The sequence below is a fragment of the Siccibacter colletis genome (assembly GCF_000696575.1).
Classification (GTDB): Bacteria; Pseudomonadota; Gammaproteobacteria; order Enterobacterales; family Enterobacteriaceae; genus Siccibacter; species Siccibacter colletis.
Genome location: NZ_JMSQ01000039.1, coordinates 302,861 through 322,745 on the forward strand (window position 1 = coordinate 302,861; position 19,885 = coordinate 322,745).

Below are 19,885 nucleotides of genomic sequence, written 5' to 3' on the forward strand. Positions count from 1 at the left end.
CGCAACGGGGTTAGTCACGCACCCAGCCCTTGCGGATCGGCAGGGCAAAGCAGATGCGATACGCGCGCAGCGCCAGCTGAGAAATAAATGCCCCGGCGTGATGCCAGCACATCTGCGCCGCCAGACAGGCCACCATACCCACCAGCAGACCGCCCAGCATATCCAGCGGCCAGTGCACGCCAAGATAGACCCGCGACCAGGCGACCAGCAGTGCCACGGCGCCCATCAGCACGCCGGACCACAGACGGTGCCAGCACAGGAACGCCAGCGCGAAAGTGAAGATAACCGTGCCGTGATCGCTGGGGTAAGAGTAGTCGGGGGCGTGATGCAGGAAGTTATAGCCCACGCCTTCGACAAAGGGCCGATCGTGCGGGAACAGCTGACCGAGCGTCCAGGAGAGCGCCACGCTGAAAATCAGCGCCAGCGCGGTTTTCATTACCATCACCCGCTGTTGCCCGACGTGGCGGCGCGGCCCCCACAGCCAGAGCGCCACCACCAGCAGCGGGGCAACGACAATCAGATCCTTTGCCGCCCAGGTGGCGAAGTGGATCAGCCACTGTGGGGAGGATGGCGTGGCATTCAGCAGATAAAACAGCGTGTGGTTAAGGTCTTCCATCATCGTGAAACACTCTCCAGATAAAACAGGCAGCGAGCGGACACTCGCCACCGGATACGGCTCCAGCCGTATCCGCCAGCCCTTACGGGTGAAACGCGCTGCCAGCGCAGCACGAAGGAAAAGTCGCACAGCATAAAAGCTACGCGCGACAGCTAACAGCGGCATACTCCTGGTTTGCCCTGAGGGCAGGGAAAATCAGACAGTTGCAGCTAAACGCTGAGGTCATGCAGGGCCAGCGTAACGCCACTGGCTTAAAGGATCCTTAACGGGAATGAAACGGCGGCACGAAACGGGAAAATCGACCAGAATGTAGTATCGCTGTGTCGGCCATTTCATTACACTCTGCGCGAAAATCGTGGATGAAGAGTCGGTATGGAAAACAATCACCTGTCTGCTAAACGCCTTGGGCGTCAGGCGCTGCTGTTCCCGCTGTGTCTGGTGCTGTATGAGTTCTCAACCTATATCGGCAACGATATGATCCAACCCGGCATGCTGACGGTGGCCGAGCAGTATCAGGCCGGCGTTGAGTGGGTGCCAACGTCAATGACGGCTTACCTTGCTGGCGGCATGTTCCTGCAGTGGCTGCTCGGACCGCTGTCGGACCGCATCGGGCGTCGTCCGGTGATGCTGGCCGGGGTGATCTGGTTTATGGTCACCTGCCTTGCCACGCTGCTGGCGCAAAACATCGAGCAGTTTACCGCGCTGCGCTTCCTGCAGGGCATCAGCCTCTGCTTTATCGGTGCGGTGGGCTATGCGGCGATCCAGGAGTCGTTCGAGGAGGCGGTGTGCATCAAGATCACGGCGCTGATGGCGAACGTGGCGCTGATTGCGCCGCTGCTCGGGCCGCTGGTGGGGGCCGCCTGGATACACGTTGCGCCGTGGGAGATGATGTTTGTGCTGTTCGCGGTGCTGGCGGCAATCTCCTTCTTCGGACTGGCGAAGGCGATGCCGGAAACCGCGACCCGGCTCGGCGAGAAGCTCTCCATGAAAGAGCTGTGGCGCGACTATAAGCTGGTGCTGAAAAACGTGCGCTTCGTGGCGGGGTCGCTGGGGATTGGCTTTGTCAGCCTGCCGCTGCTGGCGTGGATTGCTCAGTCACCGGTGATCATCATCAGCGGGGAAGGGTTGAGCACTTATGAATACGGGCTGTTGCAGGTGCCGATTTTCGGGGCGCTGATCGTTGGTAACCTGGTGCTGGCGAAGCTGACGGCACGTCGCACGGTGCGCGCGCTGATTATTCTTGGCGGCGGGCCGATTGTGTTCGGGCTGGTGCTGGCGGCGTTCGCCACGGTGTTCTCGGCGCACGCTTATCTGTGGATGACCGCCGGGCTGAGCGTCTATGCCTTCGGCATCGGTCTTGCTAACGCCGGGCTGGTGCGCCTGACGCTGTTCGCCAGCGACATGAGTAAAGGCACGGTGTCGGCAGCCATGGGTATGTTGCAGATGCTGATCTTCACCGTCGGCATTGAGGTGAGCAAGCACGCGTGGGTTGGCGGCGGCAACGGGCTGTTCAGCCTGTTCAATCTCGCCTGCGGCATCCTGTGGCTCGGGCTGATGGTGATTTTTCTGCGCGATAAGCGCGTGGGCAGTGGGTTACAGCCGCAGTAAGGCGCCGGGTTCGTTGCAACGCAGCGCCGTTCAGATCGAGATACACGGGGCGACCACCGGGTTCGGCGCCCCTCCGGGGACCAAATCCCGCTGTTTCCCCTAAAATGAAGCACCGGAGCTGCGTTGACAACGAACCCTTAGCGCTAACGATCAAACGGCGGCTTGCCGTCGAGGATCTGGTCGATAATCTCCAGCACGCCCTCTTCGTTATTCGCCGGTGCCTGATAAGGCGCTACCGCCTTGATGCGGTCTGGCGCATTGCGCATCGCAAAGCCGTATCCCGCCTGGCGCAGCATCTCGACATCATTCCCGCCGTCGCCGAAGGTCACCACTTCCTCATCCTTAATGTCCCACTGTTGTTGCAGCAGGCGCAGGCCGTTGGCCTTGTGCACGCCGGGGATGATCAGATCGATGGAGCCGTGCCCGCTGGACACCGGCACCACGATGCCTTCCAGCGCGGTGGTCAGGTCATCCATAGTTTTCAGCAATTCGTTGTCCGGCAGGTTCAGCGCAAACTTAAAGAAAATGTCGTCGATATTGTTGAAGCTCTCCACCAGCTCCAGCCGGTGGTAGTAGCGCGCCGCCATACGCTTAAACGCATCATCATAGCTGGCGAGGGTATAGCCGCTGTTTTTGCCGCAGGTGATCACCTGGACCCAGGGCAGCGTCTGGAGATGATCGAGCACGGTCTGCACCTCTTCGCCGCTCAGCTCGCCGTTGAAGATATCCCGGCCCTCGCTCACCACCCAGCCGCCGTTCTCCGCCACAAATGAGATCTCATGGGCGATCTCCGGGAAGAAGGAGATGAGCTGGTAGTACTGGTTGCCGCTGGCGACCACAAAGCGGATCTCCTGCTCCTTCATGCGCGCGTACTGCGCCAGAAAACGCGCGCGGTTGTAGCTTTTATCATCGTTGAGAAAGGTGCCATCCATGTCGACAGCGATCAGTTTCACGGCCATCAGCAAGCCTCCGTTGAAGGGTTATGTTCCGAATCAGGTTTACGCGCCACGGCTTTCGCCACCAGCGCCGCGCAGATAACAAAGGCCAGCACCACCAGCATGGCGCTGCGCAGTCCGAAGTGTTCACCAAGGAAGCCGAGCAACGGCGGCCCGACCAGGAAGGCCACGTAGCCGGTAGTCGCCACCACGCTGACGCGGGTTGCCGCATCCGGGCCGGTATCGCTCGCCGCTGAGATGGTGAGCGGGAAGCCGAGCGACGCGCCAAGCCCCCAGAGGATCACCGAGACGCCGGCCACCCAGGCGCTGTCGACGAAGATAATCAGCCCGATGCCCAACGCCCCCATCAGTGCGCTGGCACGCACCACCGACACGCGGCTGTAGCGGTCGATAAACCAGCCGCCGCAGAAGCGCCCGAGCGTCATGCCCAGCGTAAAGCCGGTATAGATGAGCGAGCCGGAGGTCGGGCTAAAGCCGTGTCCGTCCACCATCAACAGCGGCAGCCAGTCGTTGGCCGAACCTTCAGCGAACGCCATCGCCAGCACGATAAGACCGATCAGCATCAGCTGCCCGTCGCGCCAGAAGGGGCGAGTATGCTCGCTGTGGGCGGTGCTCTCCTCGCTCCCGCTTTTCCCGACGCCCTGCGGGATTGCGGTGATGGCGATAAAAACAGGAACGATAGCGACCAGCGCCGCCAGCCCGACGTGCCACACGGCGCTGAACTGCAGCGCGCTGAGGGTCATGCCAATACCGGCCCCCGCCAGGGTGCCGAGGCTGAAGAAGCCGTGCATCATCGGCAGCAGGGTTTTGCCCATCTCTTTTTCCACGATGGCCCCTTCGACGTTCATCGCCACTTCCGCTGACCCCAGCCCGCCGCCAAACAGCGCCAGCCCGAGCGCGAACAGCAGCGGTGAACCGGGCCACAGCGCCAGGCTCATCACCAGCATCCCCGCCACCGACATCAGCATGCCGGTACGGATCACTTTTTTTGTGCCGAAGCGTTTGACCAGCTTGCCCGAGCAGAGCACGCCGCTCATCGACCCGACCGACAGGCCAAACAGTACGATCCCCATCCCGGCGGTAGAAACCCCGAGCAGATCGCGGATCGCCGGGGTGCGGCTGGCCCAGGATGCCAGCAGCAGACCGGGAAGAAAGAAGAAAGCAAACAGCGCCCAACAGCGACGCCGCAGCGCATGAGCGGACATATCCTTTGACGTCATAGCGATACCACCTGCGGAAAAAGTTGACACAACACTAGCAACGATGTGTACATTTGTACACAACTCAACAAGAGATTGCAGTCGTTAAGTATGGCGAAAAAACACGATAACCCCCTGACGAGACGGGATCTTATTCTTGAGCGTACGCTGGACGCCGTGGCGGAACACGGGATTGGTAACATCACCCACCGCAAAATCGCTGCCTGCGCCGGGGTACCGCTTGGCTCGCTGACCTACTATTTTTCGGGGCTGGATGCGCTGCTTGAAGAGGCGTTTACCCGCTTCACGCTCGCCATGTCCGAGCAGTATCAGGCGAGCTTTGTGGGGGTAGAAGATGCCGACCAGGCCTGCGATGCCATTGCGGCGTTAATCGCCGCAGGGCAGGTGACCACCGCGCGCAATATGGAGCTGATGTACCAGCTGTACGCCTTCGCCAGCCGCCGTCCGGCGTTGACCGCCATCATGCAGCGCTGGATGCACCGCAGCCAGCAGACGCTGGAGCAGTGGTTCGATGTGCCAACGGCCAGAGCGCTGGAAGCGTTTATTGAAGGAATGACGCTGCACTACGTGATGGACCCGACGCCGCTAAGCCATGCGGCGATACGCGAAATGGTGGGGAGAATAGCGGGGCGGCCGATTTCTGCTAGTGCGCAGGCTTAATGATCACGTCTGAGGTTTTACGGGTGATGTAAGTGCAGTTTGCCGGGATATCGCGGTTCACGAACGACATCGCCCCCAGCGTGACGTTATCGCCGATAGTGATGGCCCCGATGATGCAGCTGTTGGCCCCGATATCGACGTTATCTCCGAGCGTAATGTACTCATCCGGCCCCATGGAACTTACCACGCCGATGGTGGTGTTCTGGCGGATCACCAGATTTTTACCTATGCGCGCTTTGTCAGAGATAACCACCCCGGTGTGGTGCGGTATGTGCAGACCCGCGCCGATACGCGCACCCAGCCCGATATCAGTAGTGAAACGATCCTTGAGCGCGTCGTTAATACGCTTCGCCATTTTACGCTGCTGCTTATTGCCGTGAGTGTACATCTCGCTGGCCAGGCGCCACCACAGCAGAAAATTACGCCGGCGGTTGCGGCTGTGGGTCCAGAGTTGATGCCAGCTGAAATGCGTTTTGCGGGTAACTTCAATGCGCCAGAACTCTCTCAGCGCCGCGCCCTTGTCGGAAAACGCAAACAGTAATCCAAATAAGTAACTGATTTTAATGTCCTCTCGCTTTATCAGCGCGGGCCTGCGCGTGAGCCGCTGGAGTCTCTCTGATATTCATCTTTTTTACAGCCAGGTTAAATCCGAAATCTCAAGGTGGGTGTAGCGCTGGCATATCATGCCCCGCATGGCATCTGAGGGTTAGACATATAGGGTGATATTGCGGATGAAGGCACAAAAAGCGCAGATATGGGCGTTGGTCTCCTGGAAAGCTAAAGCCATAAGTCAGCCATTTTTTGGGCAGTTGACAGGATCTCGATAGCAAAGAGCGCCGCCGGGCTGGCGGTATTTGCAGGGCGGCTGCATGAGGTATGCAATCAGATTGACGGCCAGGACCAGGGCAATAACGACGCGTATTTACGCTGGTTTATCCTCGATGAAGGGTGCCGCGGGACCGGAACCGGCAAGCGTCTGTTAAATGAAGCGATGGCGTTTAGCGACGCGCAGGGTTTCAGCACCGTCCAGCTCTGGACCTTCAGCGGCCTGAATGCCGCCCGCCGTTTGTATGTATCTTTTGGCTTCACGCTAACGAAAGAGTGGCAGGGCGACCAGTGGGGAATGATGATGACGGAGCAGCAGTTTACGTGCCGAAGTTTCACAGCGCGTGACGCAGGCAGGGGACTGGGAGCGCAAAACCGATCAGGCTATACGCGAAACTTCGATGACCCGCAGTGTGACGGCAGATACAGAAACACGGGAAGTGGTGACGCGTGAAACCACGATTAAGGCCACGGATAAAACCACTGTGCTGGGAACGGCTACGCTGATGGCCGGAACAATTCAGCAGCTGGTTACGGGCGATTACGCGCTGGCCACCGGTAAAGATCTGGCCAGCGTACAGGGTGACGCTGAGACGGACATCGCGGGGCAACAGGCCACTACGGTGGCCGGTAACATCACCGTTGAAACGAAGGGGGCGCTTACTGAGAAAATTGCGGCGCTGCGTAAATCGGTAGCCAGTGGCGGCCAGCAGTTGATGGGACCAACCGTGCATATCGGCAGCGAGGGTGTAAACGTACTGGACATGATGCTGGATACTATCGATCTACTGGCACAGCTGGCGCAGCAGTGCGCGAGCCACAGCCACCCCAGCGTCAGTACGCCAACCAATGCCAGTGCATTCAGCCAGACGGCCTTAGCCGCGCAGCAAACCAGAAGCAAGTATGAGAGCATCATCGCCTGACAATCACCCAGGTAGTCACAACGCCCGCATAATGCGGGCTTTTTTATATCCATCGTACGGCTTTGCAGAGCGTCGCCTGAGCGCCTTAAGCCGACCCACGCCCCGGCATCACACCTGAAATAGATCACGGCCGCCTGGCTTCGCTGGCGCAGCCACACGCCGACAAAATAAATGTGTCACAGACAAAAACGGCACTACACCGCACCCGCCTGCAAGTTTTGGATCACAAAAATTTTTCAGTTTTGTTTTTCTTCAAACCAGACTGCCAGCCCGCGCCACTACTGGCGGCGTGCCGGGAATCACGAACTGGAAAGAGTGAAAAGAATTTCAGTGTTTTTCAGTTTTATGGATCTGCAGAGGATCGATAAAAAATGTAACAATCAGAAAAATAAGGGAAAAATAAATTTTATGTCAATTGATGGGATCATTTTATTTTCTGGCGGCGTTTACTCTAGCAGAGCGGAAGCTAGGGCTAGCGTGGCGCTGGGGCAAAGAGAAAGGTGCTGGCAAACTGAAAAAGTTGCACATCATAACACTGGTTATGCATACAGTTTTTTTTGGAGGGTCAATGCGGAAAGTATCAATTAATGGCGCTGTCTTTATATTCATCGCCAAGAGTGAAAAGCTTAAGGATTCAGATTGGATGCCTTCCAACGGACTGCCGGACAGTAAATATGTTTTATGGCCGCGCGGTGAAGAGTATGTCGTGCGTTATATGGTGTTCGGTTCGAAAGGGGGTGAGTGATTGCAGATTGAGGAAAGCCCTTATTCTGACGAGTCGGAAGCATGGCAAGCGGCATATCACCATTGGATGTACAAGGATTAGTGCTGGACAAGGATTTACTAGATGGATGTAAATGGAAATGGACAAAAAAGGTTACGCTTTCACGTAACCCATTCTTTTATTAGTGGTGATGGCAGGGGTGAGATCCGCGCCAAAAATTCCTACATATTGAACAGACCATATACCTCTTTCAATTTTTGTTGATTTTCAAAAAAACGAGGCATATGACTAGTTGGATAATGATCATTAATGTAATTAGCGATGATGGTATATGATTCATCTAAAATTTCATTAAAATCAGGTAAGGCATCGATTGAAATTACAGAGGACGCATTTGTTATTTTAGAGTGAACATTCATGGCGATTGATATAAGAACATAACGTCCATGAATGACAATTTTCTCGTCTCTTTTAGTGGGGCGAGTTTTTTCGATTTTTAAAAGATGCTCAAGGCATTTTCTATAAACGTTAACTGAGTTAATAACTTTGACACTGGTTACGCTGGGATTAAATACGCTTTTATATAAAGGACCAGTAAGGCTTTCAAAAAAACGGCCTCTATTAGATTTTAAGTTTGCAATGTTTCTAGTAGTCGGGTTGCAGCATATTAAAGAGTTGAGAGCATCATCCATATCCATTATATACGGCGAAGAATTCACAACTGGAGTTTCACTCCTTTTTATCTCATATTGATAAGGAGTTTCTAAGGAAATTGATCTGCGTAATTCAAGTTGGAGAGAATCTTTTGATGCAAAATCCCTGGATGTAACTTTGTTTTGATTGTTATTGGCAATGGTTATGTCTAAGGATATATCGCTAACATTATTCTCTGACTCTTCACTATTATTGATAAGGGATTTAATGAATCTGCAGGATATTTTAACCTTACTGAGTTCATCTAGTGTTACCTCACCAGAGGAGAAACTCTTCCCTATAGTACTTATTGTTTGAGCACCATTAATTACACTCATGTTTTTGAAGTTAAAACCTCCCGATTCCCTCCTGCTGGTGTTATTCCTTCTTCTAGGCTCGTAAGAATCGACTAAAATAGTTATGCCGTTATTAAAATAATAGAAAAATTCCGGCCTGTTTATCAGAGTGTCCTTGATCGCTTGGTTCACTTCTGATGTGTCACCAAGACCTCCTCTAATATTTTTTTCAAAGAGTCCATCACTGTATTCTTTCCACCAATTAGCAACTGTATCTCCAGTAATTATTCCATGTACCGCAGGTAACGGATTATCACTTAATCCATACTGAAGAACTTCTACATCATCCATATCAATTTCGACTGAGTTAGGATTGCTCATGTACTCTCTTAATTTATCTAAATTAAGAATTGAAATGGTTGTTGCATCTGGGCCTATATCATAATTAAGTTCTTTTTCATTCTGTTCAATTATACTTTTAACTTCATCACTTAACTCATTCCTGCCACTATACGAAAAGACAAACACATATTTTTATGTTGCATCATATGCTTTATCCAAATCAGGTTCGAATCTCCGAAATTTATCATTAAATAGATCGTATTTTTCTAATAAAATTTCTTTGCATGAATTAAGGAAATCGTTTATTTCACTTCTTGCAATAGATCCATTTCCACTTGAATCAAATTTTGATTGAACAACAGTAACAGTTTTTTGGTCGTGATTAACATATATCGCGTCAACACCATGATCATCACTTCCATCACATACGCTATCAGCACAAATATCATTGTCTACTTCATTATTGTGCATTTTAACAGACATTGCTGCTATACATCTGGATAGAAGATTGAATTCCCTATCTGCCGCTTTGCTTCCAACGTTGCTCATATCAATATGAGATGCGAAGTTACGGTTTAGATATCTTTTTAAGGCATGGATGGCTATTTCTCTGTTTGTGCTCATTAAATTTATACTCCTTTACATTTGTTATTATCACTCATGGTTATCACTAGATCTTATGGAGATACTTCACGGCGTATGCGCTTGATAGTTTTGATGCACTGATAGCTAACGGACTACAGTAGAAATACAGACTCCGTTTAGCATAAGCGTTTCTCTGCCGCCAATTTGTCGCCATTGGCGACTGAATAGAGCCGTAACTTAGTGATTTTAATGGTATAAAATAGCAGACAACAAAAAACCCATCAACCTTGAACCAAAACGGCGGGGTTGATGGGCTCCACAAATTGGGGACATCAAAGAAAAGCAGTGGCACTAATTCAGACTGACGTCCCCGCAAAAAGTTCGCGGTTTTTAAAAAATAATTTCTTATAAATTTTCAGTGACCGCGATCACAACCCAAGCCCTGGCCAGATGATGACGATCAGGCTCCCCGCCAGGGTCAGCAGCACGTTGGCGATAGCGTAGGTGCCGGCATAGCCCAGTGCCGGAATGTTGCTGCGCGAAGCGTCGCTGATGATCTCCATCGCCGGGGCGCAGGTGCGGGCGCCCATTATGGCCCCGAACAGCATGGCGCGGTTCATGCGCAGCACCCAGGCACCGAACAGGAAACAGATCACCACCGGCAGCAGGCTGACGATCAGTCCGGCGATCAGCATCTGGCCGCCCACCGCGCCCAGGCTGTGATTGATGCCCGCGCCCGCGCTGAGGCCGACGCCCGCCATAAACACCATCAGGCCAAACTCTTTCACCATATTCAGCGCGCCCTGGGGGATGTAGCCGAAGGTCGGGTGGTTGGCGCGCAGGAAGCCGAGCATGATGCCGGCGAACAGCAGACCGGCGGCGTTACCGATGCCGAAGCTGAACGAGCTGAACTCGAAGGTGATCATGCCGATCATCAGGCCGACAATAAAGAAGGCGCAGAACGCCAGCAGATCGGTGACCTGGCTGTGAATCGAGATAAAGCCGATGCGGTCGGCGACGGTTTTCACGCGGCGCGCTTCACCGCTGACCTGCAGCACGTCCCCTTTGTTGAGCACGATGTTGTCATCGATCGGCATCTCAATCTGGCTTCTGATCACGCGGTTTAAGAAGCAGCCGTGGTCGGTGAGTTTGAGCTGGCCGAGGCGGCGGCCTACGGCATTGTGGTTTTTCACCACGATCTCTTCGGTGACGATGCGCATATCCAGCAGGTCGCGGTCGAAGACCTCTTTGCCGTTGCGGAAGCTCGGGTCGAGGCGCGCATGAGCGTCCGGGTAGCCGACGAGGGAGATGTCATCCCCCATCTGCAGCACCGCGTCGCCGTCCGGGTTCGCGAGAATGCCGTTGCGGCGGATACGTTCGATATAGCACCCGGTCTGGCGATAGATACCCAGCTCGCGCAGATTTTTGCCGTCCGCCCAGGCCACCAGCTCCGGGCCGACGCGGTAAGCGCGGATCACCGGCAGAAAGACTTTGCGGCTGGCATCGGTATCAAGACCGCGCTCACGAGCGATCTGCTGGGCGCTGGTCTGCAGATCCTGATGCTGCAGTTTCGGCAGATAGCGCGCGCCGAAGATCAGGCTGACCAGACCAATCAGGTAGGTGAGGGCATAGCCGAGGCTGAGGTGATCCAGCGCCAGCGCCAGCTGGGTTTCGTTCATGCCGGAGTGACGCAGCGTGTCGCCCGCGCCCACCAGCACCGGCGTGGAAGTCATCGAGCCGGCAAGCATCCCGGCGGTCAGGCCGATGTCCCAGCCAAACAGCTTACCCAGCCCGAGGGCGATCAGCAGGGCGCTGGAGACCATCACCAGCGCCAGCATTAAATAGTTTTTCCCGTCGCGAAAGAAAATCGAAAAAAAGTTCGGACCGGCTTCCACGCCCACACAAAAAATAAACAGCATAAAGCCCAGATTCAGGGCATCGGTGTTAATCGCAAAGTGCTGCTGACCGAGCAATAAAGAAACAACTAAAACACCAATGGAATTACCCAGTTGCACTGAGCCGAGGCGTAATTTACCCAGGCACAGACCTAAGGTCAGCACCACGAATAATAACAGTATGTAATTCCCGTTTAACAATTCTGCGACGTTTATATTCACGGAGGCTAACTTCTTGTTTACTAGTAAGCTGTTGAAAGGTGTGGTTTTTTACGCTAATGTTTTGCCGGTCAATAGATCCAAATAAGAAAATCCTCTATCAGGAAATATATCGTCTGCCAACACTGACGAGCGCCGCTAGTTTAATCGTAACCACGATCAACAGCCAGTGAGAATAGCGTAACAAATTGAATCCTTTTCCAGGCACGGAGTGCCGCCACGCTTTATCCGATCGGGAGATCTATTCTCCCGGCCAGCACCCGGGTGTGCCATCGAGAATATGCAGAAGGAGCAGAGTAATGCGAATGAAAGGGTGGGGAGGTATTGTTTGCTGTTTCGTACTCTTTATTGTGGTCTGCGTTTCGCTCCACCTCGAAGGCCATGAGGTTTTCAATACCCCTGATGTTCCCGAGCTGGGTCTGCTGCTGTTCGCGGTGCCAGGTGCGGTAGCGAGCTACTTTTCCCGCCATCGCCGCCTCAGCGCCCCGCTTATCGGCGCTATTCTGGCGCTGCCGGTCTGCCTGGTGATGATGCACCTGTGGAATGTGCCGCTGCGTTCGGTGTGGCAACAGCTGGCGTGGCTGTTCAGCGGCGTGTTCTGGTGCGCGCTCGGCGCACTGAGCTTCCTGTTCTTCCGTGCGCTCAGGCGCTTTCACCGCAGCGCCAGACGGCGCCAGCACGGCTAATCCTTCCTCCACGCACCCTGTAAACCGCGGTGTGTTTCTGTTTCAGAATACGTATCGCCAGTCACTCCCTGCGGGAAGCGGGCTATACTGGCTGCTGCTATGTTTGTGACAGCGGTCGCGTTTTTGCACGATCGCGGTACACCACAACACGTTATGACAGAACCACAAAGGAAAGATGAGATGACGCCGACTATCGATTTGCTACGCGCCCACCGCTCTATTCGCCATTACACCGACGAGCCGATAACAGAGGCACAGCGCGAGGCGATTATCGCCGCAGCACAATCGGCTTCCAGCTCAAGCTTCCTGCAGGCCAGCTCCATTATTCGCATTACCGACCCGGACATGCGTAAAGCCCTTGTCACCTTAACCGGCGGGCAGGAGCACGTGGCGAAGGCCGCCGAGTTCTGGGTGTTCTGCGCCGACTTCAACCGTAACCAGCAGATCTGCCCGGAAGCGCAGCTGGGGCTGGCCGAACAGCTGTTACTCGGCGTGGTCGATACCGCGATGCTCGGTCAGAACGCGCTGGCCGCCGCCGAGTCGCTGGGCCTGGGCGGGGTTTATATCGGCGGGATTCGTAACAGCATTGAGGAAGTCACCGAATTGCTGAAGCTGCCGAAGCACGTGCTGCCGCTGTTCGGGCTGTGTCTGGGATGGCCGGCGGATAACCCGGACGTGAAACCGCGTATGCCAGCCGCGATGCTGGTGCACGAGAACCACTATCAGCCGCTGGATGCGCAGCAGCTGGCAGAGTACGACGATACGCTGGCGGAGTACTACCTCACGCGCGGGAGTAATACCCGCCGCGATACCTGGAGCGACCACATCCGCCGCACCATTGTGAAAGAGAGCCGACCGTTTATTCTCGACTACCTGCACAAGCAGGGCTGGGCCACCCGCTAATCCCGCCTTATGCACGTCAGGTCACGCTGAAAACGCCCTTCGCCCGTCGCGGCGGGGGGTGTATGATACGCAGCGTTTCCCGGTCTTTTACAGTGAGGTAGAGGGTGAAAATCGCGATCTTATCCAGGGACGGTACGCTCTGGTCCTGCAAACGTCTGCGTGAAGCCGCCACCCGGCGCGGCCATCTGGTAGACATCCTCGATCCCGCTTCCTGCTACATGAACATCAATCCGCTTTCGCCTTCCATGCACTACAAAGGGCGGCAGCTTCCCCACTACGACATCGTCATTCCGCGCATCGGTTCCGCTATTACCTTTTACGGCACGGCGGTGCTGCGTCAGTTCGAAGGGATGGGCAGTTATCCGCTTAACGAGTCGGTGGCGATCACCCGCGCGCGCGACAAGCTGCGTTCGCTGCAGCTGCTGGCGCGGGAAGGGATTGATATGCCGGTGACCGGCATCGCGCACTCTCCGGATGACACCAGCGATCTGATCGAGATGGTGGGCGGCGCGCCGCTGGTGGTGAAGCTGGTGGAGGGCACCCAGGGCATCGGCGTGGTGCTGGCGGAAACCCGGCAGGCAGCCGAGAGCGTCATCGACGCGTTTCGCGGCCTCAACGCCTGGATTCTGGTGCAGGAGTATATCCAGGAAGCGAAGGGCTGCGATGTGCGCTGCCTGGTGGTGGGCGATGAAGTGGTCGCCGCCATTGAGCGCCAGGCGAAGGAGGGCGATTTCCGCTCCAACCTGCACCGCGGCGGCGTGGCGCGTATCGCCAACATCACCCCGCAGGAGCGTGCCATCGCCATCAAAGCCGCGCAGGTTCTCGGGCTGGACGTGGCGGGCGTGGACATTCTGCGCGCCAGCCGTGGGCCTCTGGTGATGGAAGTTAACGCCTCGCCGGGGCTGGAAGGCATAGAGAAAACCACCGGGATTGACATCGCGACCCTGATGATCAAGTGGGCAGAGCGCCAGGCGCAGCCCGGTTTTTGCCTGAAAACCGGCGGCTGACCGGCGAATCGTAGCATCGGCGTGGTATGTCGCGGCCTTTTTGCGTAAGCTATGCCGATTATTGACATCCGTTGTAGAGGTATCCCGCGTTATGCACTCACTTGTCGTCCCTTCTCTGGACACCCTGCGTAGCTGGCTCGACGCGCTCGGCGTGAGTTTTTTTGAGTGCGATACCTGTCAGGCGCTGCACCTGCCGCACATGCAAAATTTTGACGGTATCTTTGATGCCAAGATAGACCTGGTGGACAACGTGATCCTGTTCTCGGCGCTGGCGGAAGTGAAGCCTTCAGCGCTGTTGCCGCTCTCCTGCGATCTCTCAGCCATCAATGCCGGGTCGCTGACGGTTAAGGCGTTTCTCGATATTCAGGATGATAATCTGCCGAAGCTGGTGGTTTGCCAGTCATTATCCGTTTCGGTTGGCGTCACTCAGGAGCAGTTTGCCGCCTTCCTGCAGCAGAGTGAAGAGCAGATCTCTATGGTCATCCTTGAGGCCAGCGCCCATCACCTGCTTTATACCGCCGAAGAAGAGGACGCGGCGGCGGGCGAAGTGCATAACCATTTTCTTCACTGATCCGCTGTAAAATAAGCGCAGTCGCTGCCAGCGCGGCTGCGTAATACACCCGATAATTCTGCTCTCCGCCTCTTTCCCCAGCATAAATCACCGGTCATTTTGCCGTTTCGGCTTATCACATAGACAAAAACTGCATAAAAAATTGATAAAAGGCGTTTTTTAATCCGGGCTATAGCCTCGAACACTGGCTACAGTTATTCTTGCCGGGCTGCAAAAAGCGTGCAACGTCTGCCGGAGATACGCGATATCTTTTTTGCGCTGCAGTGACCAGATATGCACAGAAATTGCATATCACCAACGCGTTGTGTTAGCTCGCCCGGGGCGAGTTTTTACCCTTATAAGAAGGAAAGAGATATGTCCACCCAAGGTAAAAAATGGTTGTCGGGTGTGGTTGCTGGCGCACTGATGGCCGTCTCTGCCAGCTCGTTTGCTGCCGAACAAAAGACGCTGCACGTTTATAACTGGTCTGACTATATTGCGCCGGACACGGTGGAGAACTTCACCAAAGAGACCGGCATTAAAGTGGTCTACGACGTGTTCGACTCCAACGAAGTGCTGGAAGGCAAACTGATGGCCGGCAGCACCGGTTTCGATCTGGTGGTGCCATCAGCCAGCTTCCTGGAGCGCCAGCTTACGGCGGGCGTGTTCCAGCCGCTGGATAAGAGCAAGCTGCCGAACTGGAAAAACCTCGATCCGGAACTGCTGAAGCTGATTGCCCGTCACGACCCGGATAACAAATATGCGATGCCGTACCTGTGGGCCACCACCGGCATCGGTTACAACGTCGATAAAGTGAAAGCGGCCCTCGGGGCCGGCGCGCCGGTTAACAGCTGGGATCTGGTGCTCAAACCGGAAAACCTTGAAAAGCTGAAGAGCTGCGGCGTCTCCTTCCTTGATGCCCCGGAAGAGATTTTCTCGACCGTGCTGAACTACCTGGGTAAAGATCCGAACAGCATGAAGGCGGATGACTACACCGGCCCGGCCACCGAGCTGCTGCTCAAGCTGCGTCCGAACATTCGCTACTTCCACTCGTCCCAGTACATCAACGACCTGGCGAATGGCGACATCTGCGTCGCGGTAGGCTGGGCGGGCGACGTACTGCAGGCAGCGAACCGTGCGAAAGAAGCGAAGAACGGCGTTAACGTCGCCTACAGCATCCCGAAAGAGGGGGCGCTGGCCTTCTTTGACGTCTTCGCCATGCCGGCGGATGCCAAAAACAAAGAAGAGGCCTATCAGTTCCTCAACTACCTGCTGCGTCCGGACGTTATCGCCCACATCAGCGATCACGTTTACTACGCCAGCGGCAACAAGGCCGCTACCGAGCTGGTGAGCGCCGAGGTGCGTGACAATCCGGGCATCTATCCGCCGGAAGACGTGCGCGCCAAAATGTTTACGCTGAAGGTGCAGGAGCCGAAAATTGACCGCGTCAGAACCCGCGCGTGGACTAAAGTTAAAAGTGGCAAATAACTAAGCATTTTCAGTTCGTCACGTGCACCGGGGCAGGGCAGCCTGCCCCACAATGGACAGAGGCCAGCGGTCTCTGTCCTCTCATTTGTGCGGCAACCGGGCCGCACAGGTTTACTGCTTTTGCCGGAGATCACTCTGAGTGAACGACGCTATTCCCCGCCCACAGGCGAAAACCCCGAAAGCGCTGACCCCGCTGCTGGAAATCCGTAACCTGACGAAATCCTTCGACGGCCAGCACGCCGTGGACGACGTCAGCCTCACTATCTATAAAGGTGAAATCTTTGCCCTGCTGGGCGCCTCAGGCTGTGGTAAATCCACGCTGCTGCGCATGCTGGCGGGCTTTGAGCAGCCAACCGCCGGGCAGATTGTGCTCGACGGCGTCGATCTGGCGCACGTCCCGCCTTATCAGCGTCCGGTGAACATGATGTTCCAGTCCTACGCGCTGTTTCCGCACATGACCGTGGAGCAGAATATCGCCTTTGGTCTGAAGCAGGATCGGCTGCCGAAAGCGGAAATCAACAGCCGCGTCGCCGAGATGTTGAGCCTGGTGCACATGCAGGAGTTTGCGAAGCGTAAGCCGCACCAGCTCTCCGGCGGCCAGCGTCAGCGCGTGGCGCTGGCGCGCAGCCTCGCCAAACGTCCGAAGCTGCTGCTGCTCGACGAGCCGATGGGCGCGCTGGATAAAAAACTGCGCGACCGCATGCAGCTTGAAGTGGTGGATATTCTGGAGCGCGTCGGCGCAACCTGCGTCATGGTGACCCACGATCAGGAAGAGGCCATGACCATGGCCGGGCGCATCGCCATCATGAACCGCGGCAAGTTTGTACAGATTGGCGAGCCGGAGGAGATCTACGAGCACCCGACCACCCGCTACAGCGCGGAGTTTATCGGCTCGGTGAACGTGTTCGAAGGGCTGCTGAAAGCGCGCGAGGAGGATGGGCTGGTGATTGACGCGCCGGGGCTGATCCACCCGCTGAAAGTCGACCCGGACGCGTCGGTGATGGACAACGTGCCGGTGTACGTAGCGCTGCGCCCGGAAAAAGTGATGCTGTGCGACGAGCCGCCGGCCGACGGCTACAACTTTGCCGTGGGTGAGGTGGTGCACATCGCTTATCTCGGCGATCTGTCGATCTACCACGTGCGCCTCAAGGGCGGGCAGATGATCAGCGCTCAGTTGCAGAACGATCACCGCTACCGCAAAGGGCAGCCGACATGGGGCGACGAAGTGCGCCTGTGCTGGGATGCCGATAGCTGTGTGGTTCTCACCGTTTAAGGGGGCGCGATGAGTATCTTTGAACGTCACGACGCGCCGCCTGTCGCCCATCAGCCGCGCGGTTTCAAACTCTGGCTGGCGCGCCTGCAGATGGCCCACGGGCGCAAGCTGGTGATCGCTTTCCCGTACCTGTGGTTGATCCTGCTGTTTCTGCTGCCGTTTCTGATCGTCTTTAAGATAAGCCTGGCGGAGATGGCGCGGGCGATCCCGCCGTATACCGATCTGGTGGAGTGGGCCGACGGGCAACTGAGCATCATGCTCAACCTCGGCAACTTTATTCAGCTGACTGACGATCCGCTCTATGTTGAAGCCTATCTGCAATCCTTGCAGGTGGCGGGGATCTCCACGCTCTGCTGTCTGGCGCTCGGCTATCCGCTGGCCTGGGCGGTGGCGCACAGCAAGCCGTCTACCCGCAATATTCTGCTGCTGCTGGTGATCCTGCCCTCCTGGACCTCGTTCCTGATCCGCGTGTACGCGTGGATGGGCATTCTGAAAAACAACGGCGTGCTGAACAACGTGCTGCTGTGGCTCGGGGTGATTGACCAGCCGCTGACTATTCTGCATACCAATCTCGCGGTCTATATCGGCATTGTGTATGCCTATCTGCCGTTTATGGTGCTGCCGATCTACACCGCCCTGACGCGTATCGACTACTCGCTGGTGGAAGCCTCGCTGGATCTCGGCGCGCGCCCGCTGAAAACCTTCTTCAGCGTTATCGTGCCGCTGACCAAAGGCGGGATCATCGCCGGGTCGATGCTGGTGTTTATCCCGGCGGTTGGGGAATTTGTTATTCCGGAACTGCTCGGCGGCCCGGACAGCATCATGATTGGCCGCGTGCTGTGGCAGGAGTTCTTTAACAACCGCGACTGGCCGGTGGCCTCGGCGGTTGCCATCGTCATGCTGCTGCTGCTGATTGTGCCGATCATGTGGTTCCACAAGCATCAGAATAAAACCATGGGGGAAAACGGATGAACAACTTACCGGTCGTGCGCTCCCCGTGGCGCATTCTGATCCTGATTATCGGCTTCACCTTCCTTTACGCGCCGATGCTGATGCTGGTTATCTACTCCTTCAACAGCTCGAAGCTGGTGACGGTGTGGGCCGGGTGGTCCACCCGCTGGTACGTTGAGCTGTTCCACGACAGCGCGATGATGAGCGCGGTGGGGCTGAGCCTCACCATTGCAGCCTGCGCGGCGACCATGGCGGTGGTGCTCGGCACCATTGCGGCGGTGGTGATGGTGCGCTTCGGGCGTTTTCGCGGTGCTAACGGCTTCGCCTTTATGCTGACGGCCCCGCTGGTAATGCCGGATGTGATCACCGGCCTGTCGCTGCTGCTGCTGTTTGTCGCGCTGGGTCACGCCATCGGCTGGCCGGCAGAGCGTGGGATGCTCACCATCTGGCTGGCGCACGTCACCTTCTGTACCGCTTATGTGGCGGTGGTGATTAACTCGCGCCTGCGCGAGCTGGATCGCTCCATTGAAGAGGCGGCGATGGATCTCGGTGCCACGCCGGTGAAGGTATTCTTTGTCATCACCCTGCCGATGATCATGCCAGCGATCGTCTCCGGCTGGCTGCTGGCCTTTACCCTGTCGCTGGATGACCTGGTGATCGCAAGCTTCGTCTCCGGGCCGGGTGCCACCACGCTGCCGATGCTGGTGTTCTCCAGCGTGCGCATGGGGGTTAACCCGGAGATCAACGCCCTGGCGTCGATTATCCTCGGTGTGGTTGGCATTATCGGTTTCATCGCCTGGATCATCATGGCGCGCGCAGAAAAGCAGCGCCTGCGTGATATCCAGCGTGCAAAACTTGGCTGAAAGTCAGAAAGTCTGCAATGATGTGCAATCGGGGCGTGACAGCGCCCCGGTTCTTCACCGGAGGGAGAAGAACCGAGTGGGGTTAGTTCCGGCCTGGCTTCAGGGAATGCACAACAGTGGAATGGTTCAGCAAACAACGTCAGTCACACGCCCGTATTAACGCTCCTGCGCTGGTGCAGGTGGCGGCTATCGCTATTATCTCAACCCGCTGCCTCGATCTCTTTATGCTGTTCAACCTGATGGGCATGCGTGGCGTCGCCGACTTTGTCCATCGCAGCGTCCAGACCTGGAGCCTGACGCTGGTGTTTCTCGCAAGCCTGGTGCTGCTGTGCGTGGAGTTTCGCTGCGCCTTCGTGATTATGCAGGGCCGCAACTGGGGGCGCTGGGTCTATCTGGCCACCCAGGTGATCGCCGCCAGCTATCTGGGTGCCGCCTCGCTCGGCTTCGGCTACCCGGAGCTGTTCAGCATCTCGGGTGAAACGCCGCGCGATATCTTCACCTCGCTGATGATGCAAAAACTCCCCGACATGCTGGTACTGCTGCTGCTGTTTATGCCTGCCGTCAGCCGACGCTATTTCCGGCTGCAGTAATCTCCTGACGTG

At 56.1% G+C, this 19,885-nt stretch carries 19 protein-coding genes and 2 pseudogenes; 14 read left to right on the forward strand and 7 right to left on the reverse strand.

Annotated features, from left to right (window positions below; all coding sequences use genetic code 11):
* Nucleotides 1–10: 10 nt before the first annotated feature.
* Entirely contained in the window at nt 11–619 is a 609-nt protein-coding gene (gene ybjG, locus ET34_RS0120380; protein WP_031525132.1) for an undecaprenyl-diphosphate phosphatase, read from the reverse strand.
* Between the two features lie 369 nt (nt 620–988).
* Between ybjG and ET34_RS0120385 the strand changes: the two genes are divergently transcribed.
* Nucleotides 989–2,224: an MFS transporter gene (locus ET34_RS0120385; RefSeq protein WP_031525134.1), complete on the forward strand. Its 1,236-nt coding sequence runs from the start codon at nt 989–991 to the stop codon at nt 2,222–2,224.
* A 143-nt stretch (nt 2,225–2,367) separates the two neighbouring features.
* On the opposite strand, the gene ET34_RS0120390 is transcribed toward ET34_RS0120385, so the two are convergent.
* Nucleotides 2,368–3,183 carry a Cof-type HAD-IIB family hydrolase gene (locus ET34_RS0120390; protein ID WP_031525136.1) on the reverse strand — a complete coding sequence of 272 codons (816 nt, stop codon included), beginning with the start codon at nt 3,181–3,183 and terminating at the stop codon, nt 2,368–2,370.
* Nucleotides 3,183–4,385, reverse strand: coding sequence for an MFS transporter (locus ET34_RS0120395; protein ID WP_413783776.1), 1,203 nt, complete (start codon nt 4,383–4,385; stop codon nt 3,183–3,185). The genes ET34_RS0120390 and ET34_RS0120395 overlap by 1 nt, the downstream gene beginning before the upstream one ends.
* Before the next feature lie 105 nt (nt 4,386–4,490).
* Between ET34_RS0120395 and ET34_RS0120400 the strand changes: the two genes are divergently transcribed.
* A complete protein-coding gene (locus tag ET34_RS0120400) occupies nt 4,491–5,060 on the forward strand; it encodes a TetR/AcrR family transcriptional regulator (RefSeq protein WP_031525139.1) in 570 nt (189 codons plus the stop codon).
* On the opposite strand, the gene ET34_RS23075 is transcribed toward ET34_RS0120400, so the two are convergent.
* Entirely contained in the window at nt 5,044–5,415 is a 372-nt protein-coding gene (locus tag ET34_RS23075) for a serine acetyltransferase (protein ID WP_236633907.1), read from the reverse strand. The genes ET34_RS0120400 and ET34_RS23075 overlap by 17 nt on opposite strands.
* A gap of 474 nt (nt 5,416–5,889) precedes the next feature.
* Between ET34_RS23075 and ET34_RS22400 the strand changes: the two are divergent.
* The 3 genes and pseudogenes from ET34_RS22400 to ET34_RS22730 all read left to right on the forward strand — a co-directional run.
* Nucleotides 5,890–6,210, forward strand: a pseudogene (locus ET34_RS22400) (GNAT family N-acetyltransferase); the annotation flags it as partial.
* A pseudogene (locus ET34_RS0120415) lies at nt 6,209–6,808 on the forward strand (hypothetical protein); the annotation flags it as partial. The pseudogenes ET34_RS22400 and ET34_RS0120415, both read left to right, overlap by 2 nt.
* A gap of 315 nt (nt 6,809–7,123) precedes the next feature.
* On the forward strand, nt 7,124–7,396 hold the full coding sequence (locus ET34_RS22730) for a hypothetical protein (RefSeq protein WP_160165460.1): 273 nt from the start codon (nt 7,124–7,126) through the stop codon (nt 7,394–7,396).
* A gap of 357 nt (nt 7,397–7,753) precedes the next feature.
* Here the strand turns inward: ET34_RS22730 and ET34_RS22235 are convergent, their stop codons facing one another.
* The 3 genes from ET34_RS22235 to ET34_RS0120430 all read right to left on the reverse strand — a co-directional run bounded on the left by ET34_RS22235 (nt 7,754) and on the right by ET34_RS0120430 (nt 11,565).
* A complete protein-coding gene (locus tag ET34_RS22235; protein WP_072002075.1) occupies nt 7,754–9,049 on the reverse strand; it encodes an AIPR family protein in 1,296 nt (431 codons plus the stop codon).
* Between the two features lie 6 nt (nt 9,050–9,055).
* Entirely contained in the window at nt 9,056–9,487 is a 432-nt protein-coding gene (locus tag ET34_RS22645) for a hypothetical protein (protein WP_152548426.1), read from the reverse strand.
* Nucleotides 9,488–9,876: 389 nt separating this feature from the next.
* Nucleotides 9,877–11,565, reverse strand: a complete 1,689-nt coding sequence (locus tag ET34_RS0120430) for an aspartate:alanine antiporter (protein WP_031525149.1) — start codon at nt 11,563–11,565, stop codon at nt 9,877–9,879.
* Nucleotides 11,566–11,861: 296 nt separating this feature from the next.
* On the opposite strand from ET34_RS0120430, the gene ET34_RS0120435 reads away from it, so the two are divergent.
* From ET34_RS0120435 to ET34_RS0120475, 9 genes are all read left to right on the forward strand, one after another.
* Nucleotides 11,862–12,248, forward strand: coding sequence for an inner membrane protein YbjM (locus ET34_RS0120435; RefSeq protein ID WP_031525151.1), 387 nt, complete (start codon nt 11,862–11,864; stop codon nt 12,246–12,248).
* A 180-nt stretch (nt 12,249–12,428) separates the two neighbouring features.
* Nucleotides 12,429–13,151, forward strand: coding sequence for an oxygen-insensitive NADPH nitroreductase (gene nfsA / locus ET34_RS0120440; RefSeq protein ID WP_031525153.1), 723 nt, complete (start codon nt 12,429–12,431; stop codon nt 13,149–13,151).
* 104 nt (nt 13,152–13,255) lie between these two features.
* Nucleotides 13,256–14,158 (forward strand): 30S ribosomal protein S6--L-glutamate ligase, encoded by a 903-nt coding sequence (gene rimK, locus ET34_RS0120445; RefSeq protein WP_031525155.1) that lies wholly within the window; start codon nt 13,256–13,258, stop codon nt 14,156–14,158.
* A 91-nt stretch (nt 14,159–14,249) separates the two neighbouring features.
* Entirely contained in the window at nt 14,250–14,729 is a 480-nt protein-coding gene (locus ET34_RS0120450) for a type III secretion system chaperone family protein (RefSeq protein WP_031525157.1), read from the forward strand.
* A 354-nt stretch (nt 14,730–15,083) separates the two neighbouring features.
* Nucleotides 15,084–16,196, forward strand: coding sequence for a spermidine/putrescine ABC transporter substrate-binding protein PotF (gene potF / locus ET34_RS0120455; protein ID WP_035891824.1), 1,113 nt, complete (start codon nt 15,084–15,086; stop codon nt 16,194–16,196).
* A 139-nt stretch (nt 16,197–16,335) separates the two neighbouring features.
* A complete protein-coding gene (gene potG / locus ET34_RS0120460; protein WP_031525160.1) occupies nt 16,336–17,469 on the forward strand; it encodes a putrescine ABC transporter ATP-binding subunit PotG in 1,134 nt (377 codons plus the stop codon).
* 9 nt (nt 17,470–17,478) lie between these two features.
* Nucleotides 17,479–18,441: a putrescine ABC transporter permease PotH gene (gene potH / locus ET34_RS0120465; protein ID WP_031525162.1), complete on the forward strand. Its 963-nt coding sequence runs from the start codon at nt 17,479–17,481 to the stop codon at nt 18,439–18,441.
* The gene (gene potI / locus ET34_RS0120470; RefSeq protein WP_031525163.1) at nt 18,438–19,283 is read left to right on the forward strand and encodes a putrescine ABC transporter permease PotI; all 846 of its coding nucleotides are present in this window, start codon (nt 18,438–18,440) and stop codon (nt 19,281–19,283) included. Before potH ends, potI begins: the two co-directional genes overlap by 4 nt.
* A gap of 116 nt (nt 19,284–19,399) precedes the next feature.
* Nucleotides 19,400–19,873 carry a YbjO family protein gene (locus ET34_RS0120475; protein WP_031525165.1) on the forward strand — a complete coding sequence of 158 codons (474 nt, stop codon included), beginning with the start codon at nt 19,400–19,402 and terminating at the stop codon, nt 19,871–19,873.
* Nucleotides 19,874–19,885 lie beyond the last annotated feature (12 nt).

What these genes read in the sequence shown, in the direction of transcription:
- ET34_RS0120450 (WP_031525157.1), top strand. Translation starts at nt 14,250, where the DNA reads ATGCACTCACTTGTCGTCCCTTCTCTGGACACCCTGCGTAGCTGGCTC.
- potI (WP_031525163.1), top strand. Translation starts at nt 18,438, where the DNA reads ATGAACAACTTACCGGTCGTGCGCTCCCCGTGGCGCATTCTGATCCTG.
- ET34_RS0120385 (WP_031525134.1), top strand. Translation starts at nt 989, where the DNA reads ATGGAAAACAATCACCTGTCTGCTAAACGCCTTGGGCGTCAGGCGCTG.
- ybjG (WP_031525132.1), bottom strand. Translation starts at nt 619, where the DNA reads ATGATGGAAGACCTTAACCACACGCTGTTTTATCTGCTGAATGCCACG.
- ET34_RS0120435 (WP_031525151.1), top strand. Translation starts at nt 11,862, where the DNA reads ATGCGAATGAAAGGGTGGGGAGGTATTGTTTGCTGTTTCGTACTCTTT.
- ET34_RS22645 (WP_152548426.1), bottom strand. Translation starts at nt 9,487, where the DNA reads ATGAGCACAAACAGAGAAATAGCCATCCATGCCTTAAAAAGATATCTA.
- nfsA (WP_031525153.1), top strand. Translation starts at nt 12,429, where the DNA reads ATGACGCCGACTATCGATTTGCTACGCGCCCACCGCTCTATTCGCCAT.
- ET34_RS0120395 (WP_413783776.1), bottom strand. Translation starts at nt 4,385, where the DNA reads ATGTCCGCTCATGCGCTGCGGCGTCGCTGTTGGGCGCTGTTTGCTTTC.
- potH (WP_031525162.1), top strand. Translation starts at nt 17,479, where the DNA reads ATGAGTATCTTTGAACGTCACGACGCGCCGCCTGTCGCCCATCAGCCG.
- ET34_RS0120390 (WP_031525136.1), bottom strand. Translation starts at nt 3,183, where the DNA reads ATGGCCGTGAAACTGATCGCTGTCGACATGGATGGCACCTTTCTCAAC.
- ET34_RS0120400 (WP_031525139.1), top strand. Translation starts at nt 4,491, where the DNA reads ATGGCGAAAAAACACGATAACCCCCTGACGAGACGGGATCTTATTCTT.
- potF (WP_035891824.1), top strand. Translation starts at nt 15,084, where the DNA reads ATGTCCACCCAAGGTAAAAAATGGTTGTCGGGTGTGGTTGCTGGCGCA.
- ET34_RS23075 (WP_236633907.1), bottom strand. Translation starts at nt 5,415, where the DNA reads ATGGCGAAGCGTATTAACGACGCGCTCAAGGATCGTTTCACTACTGAT.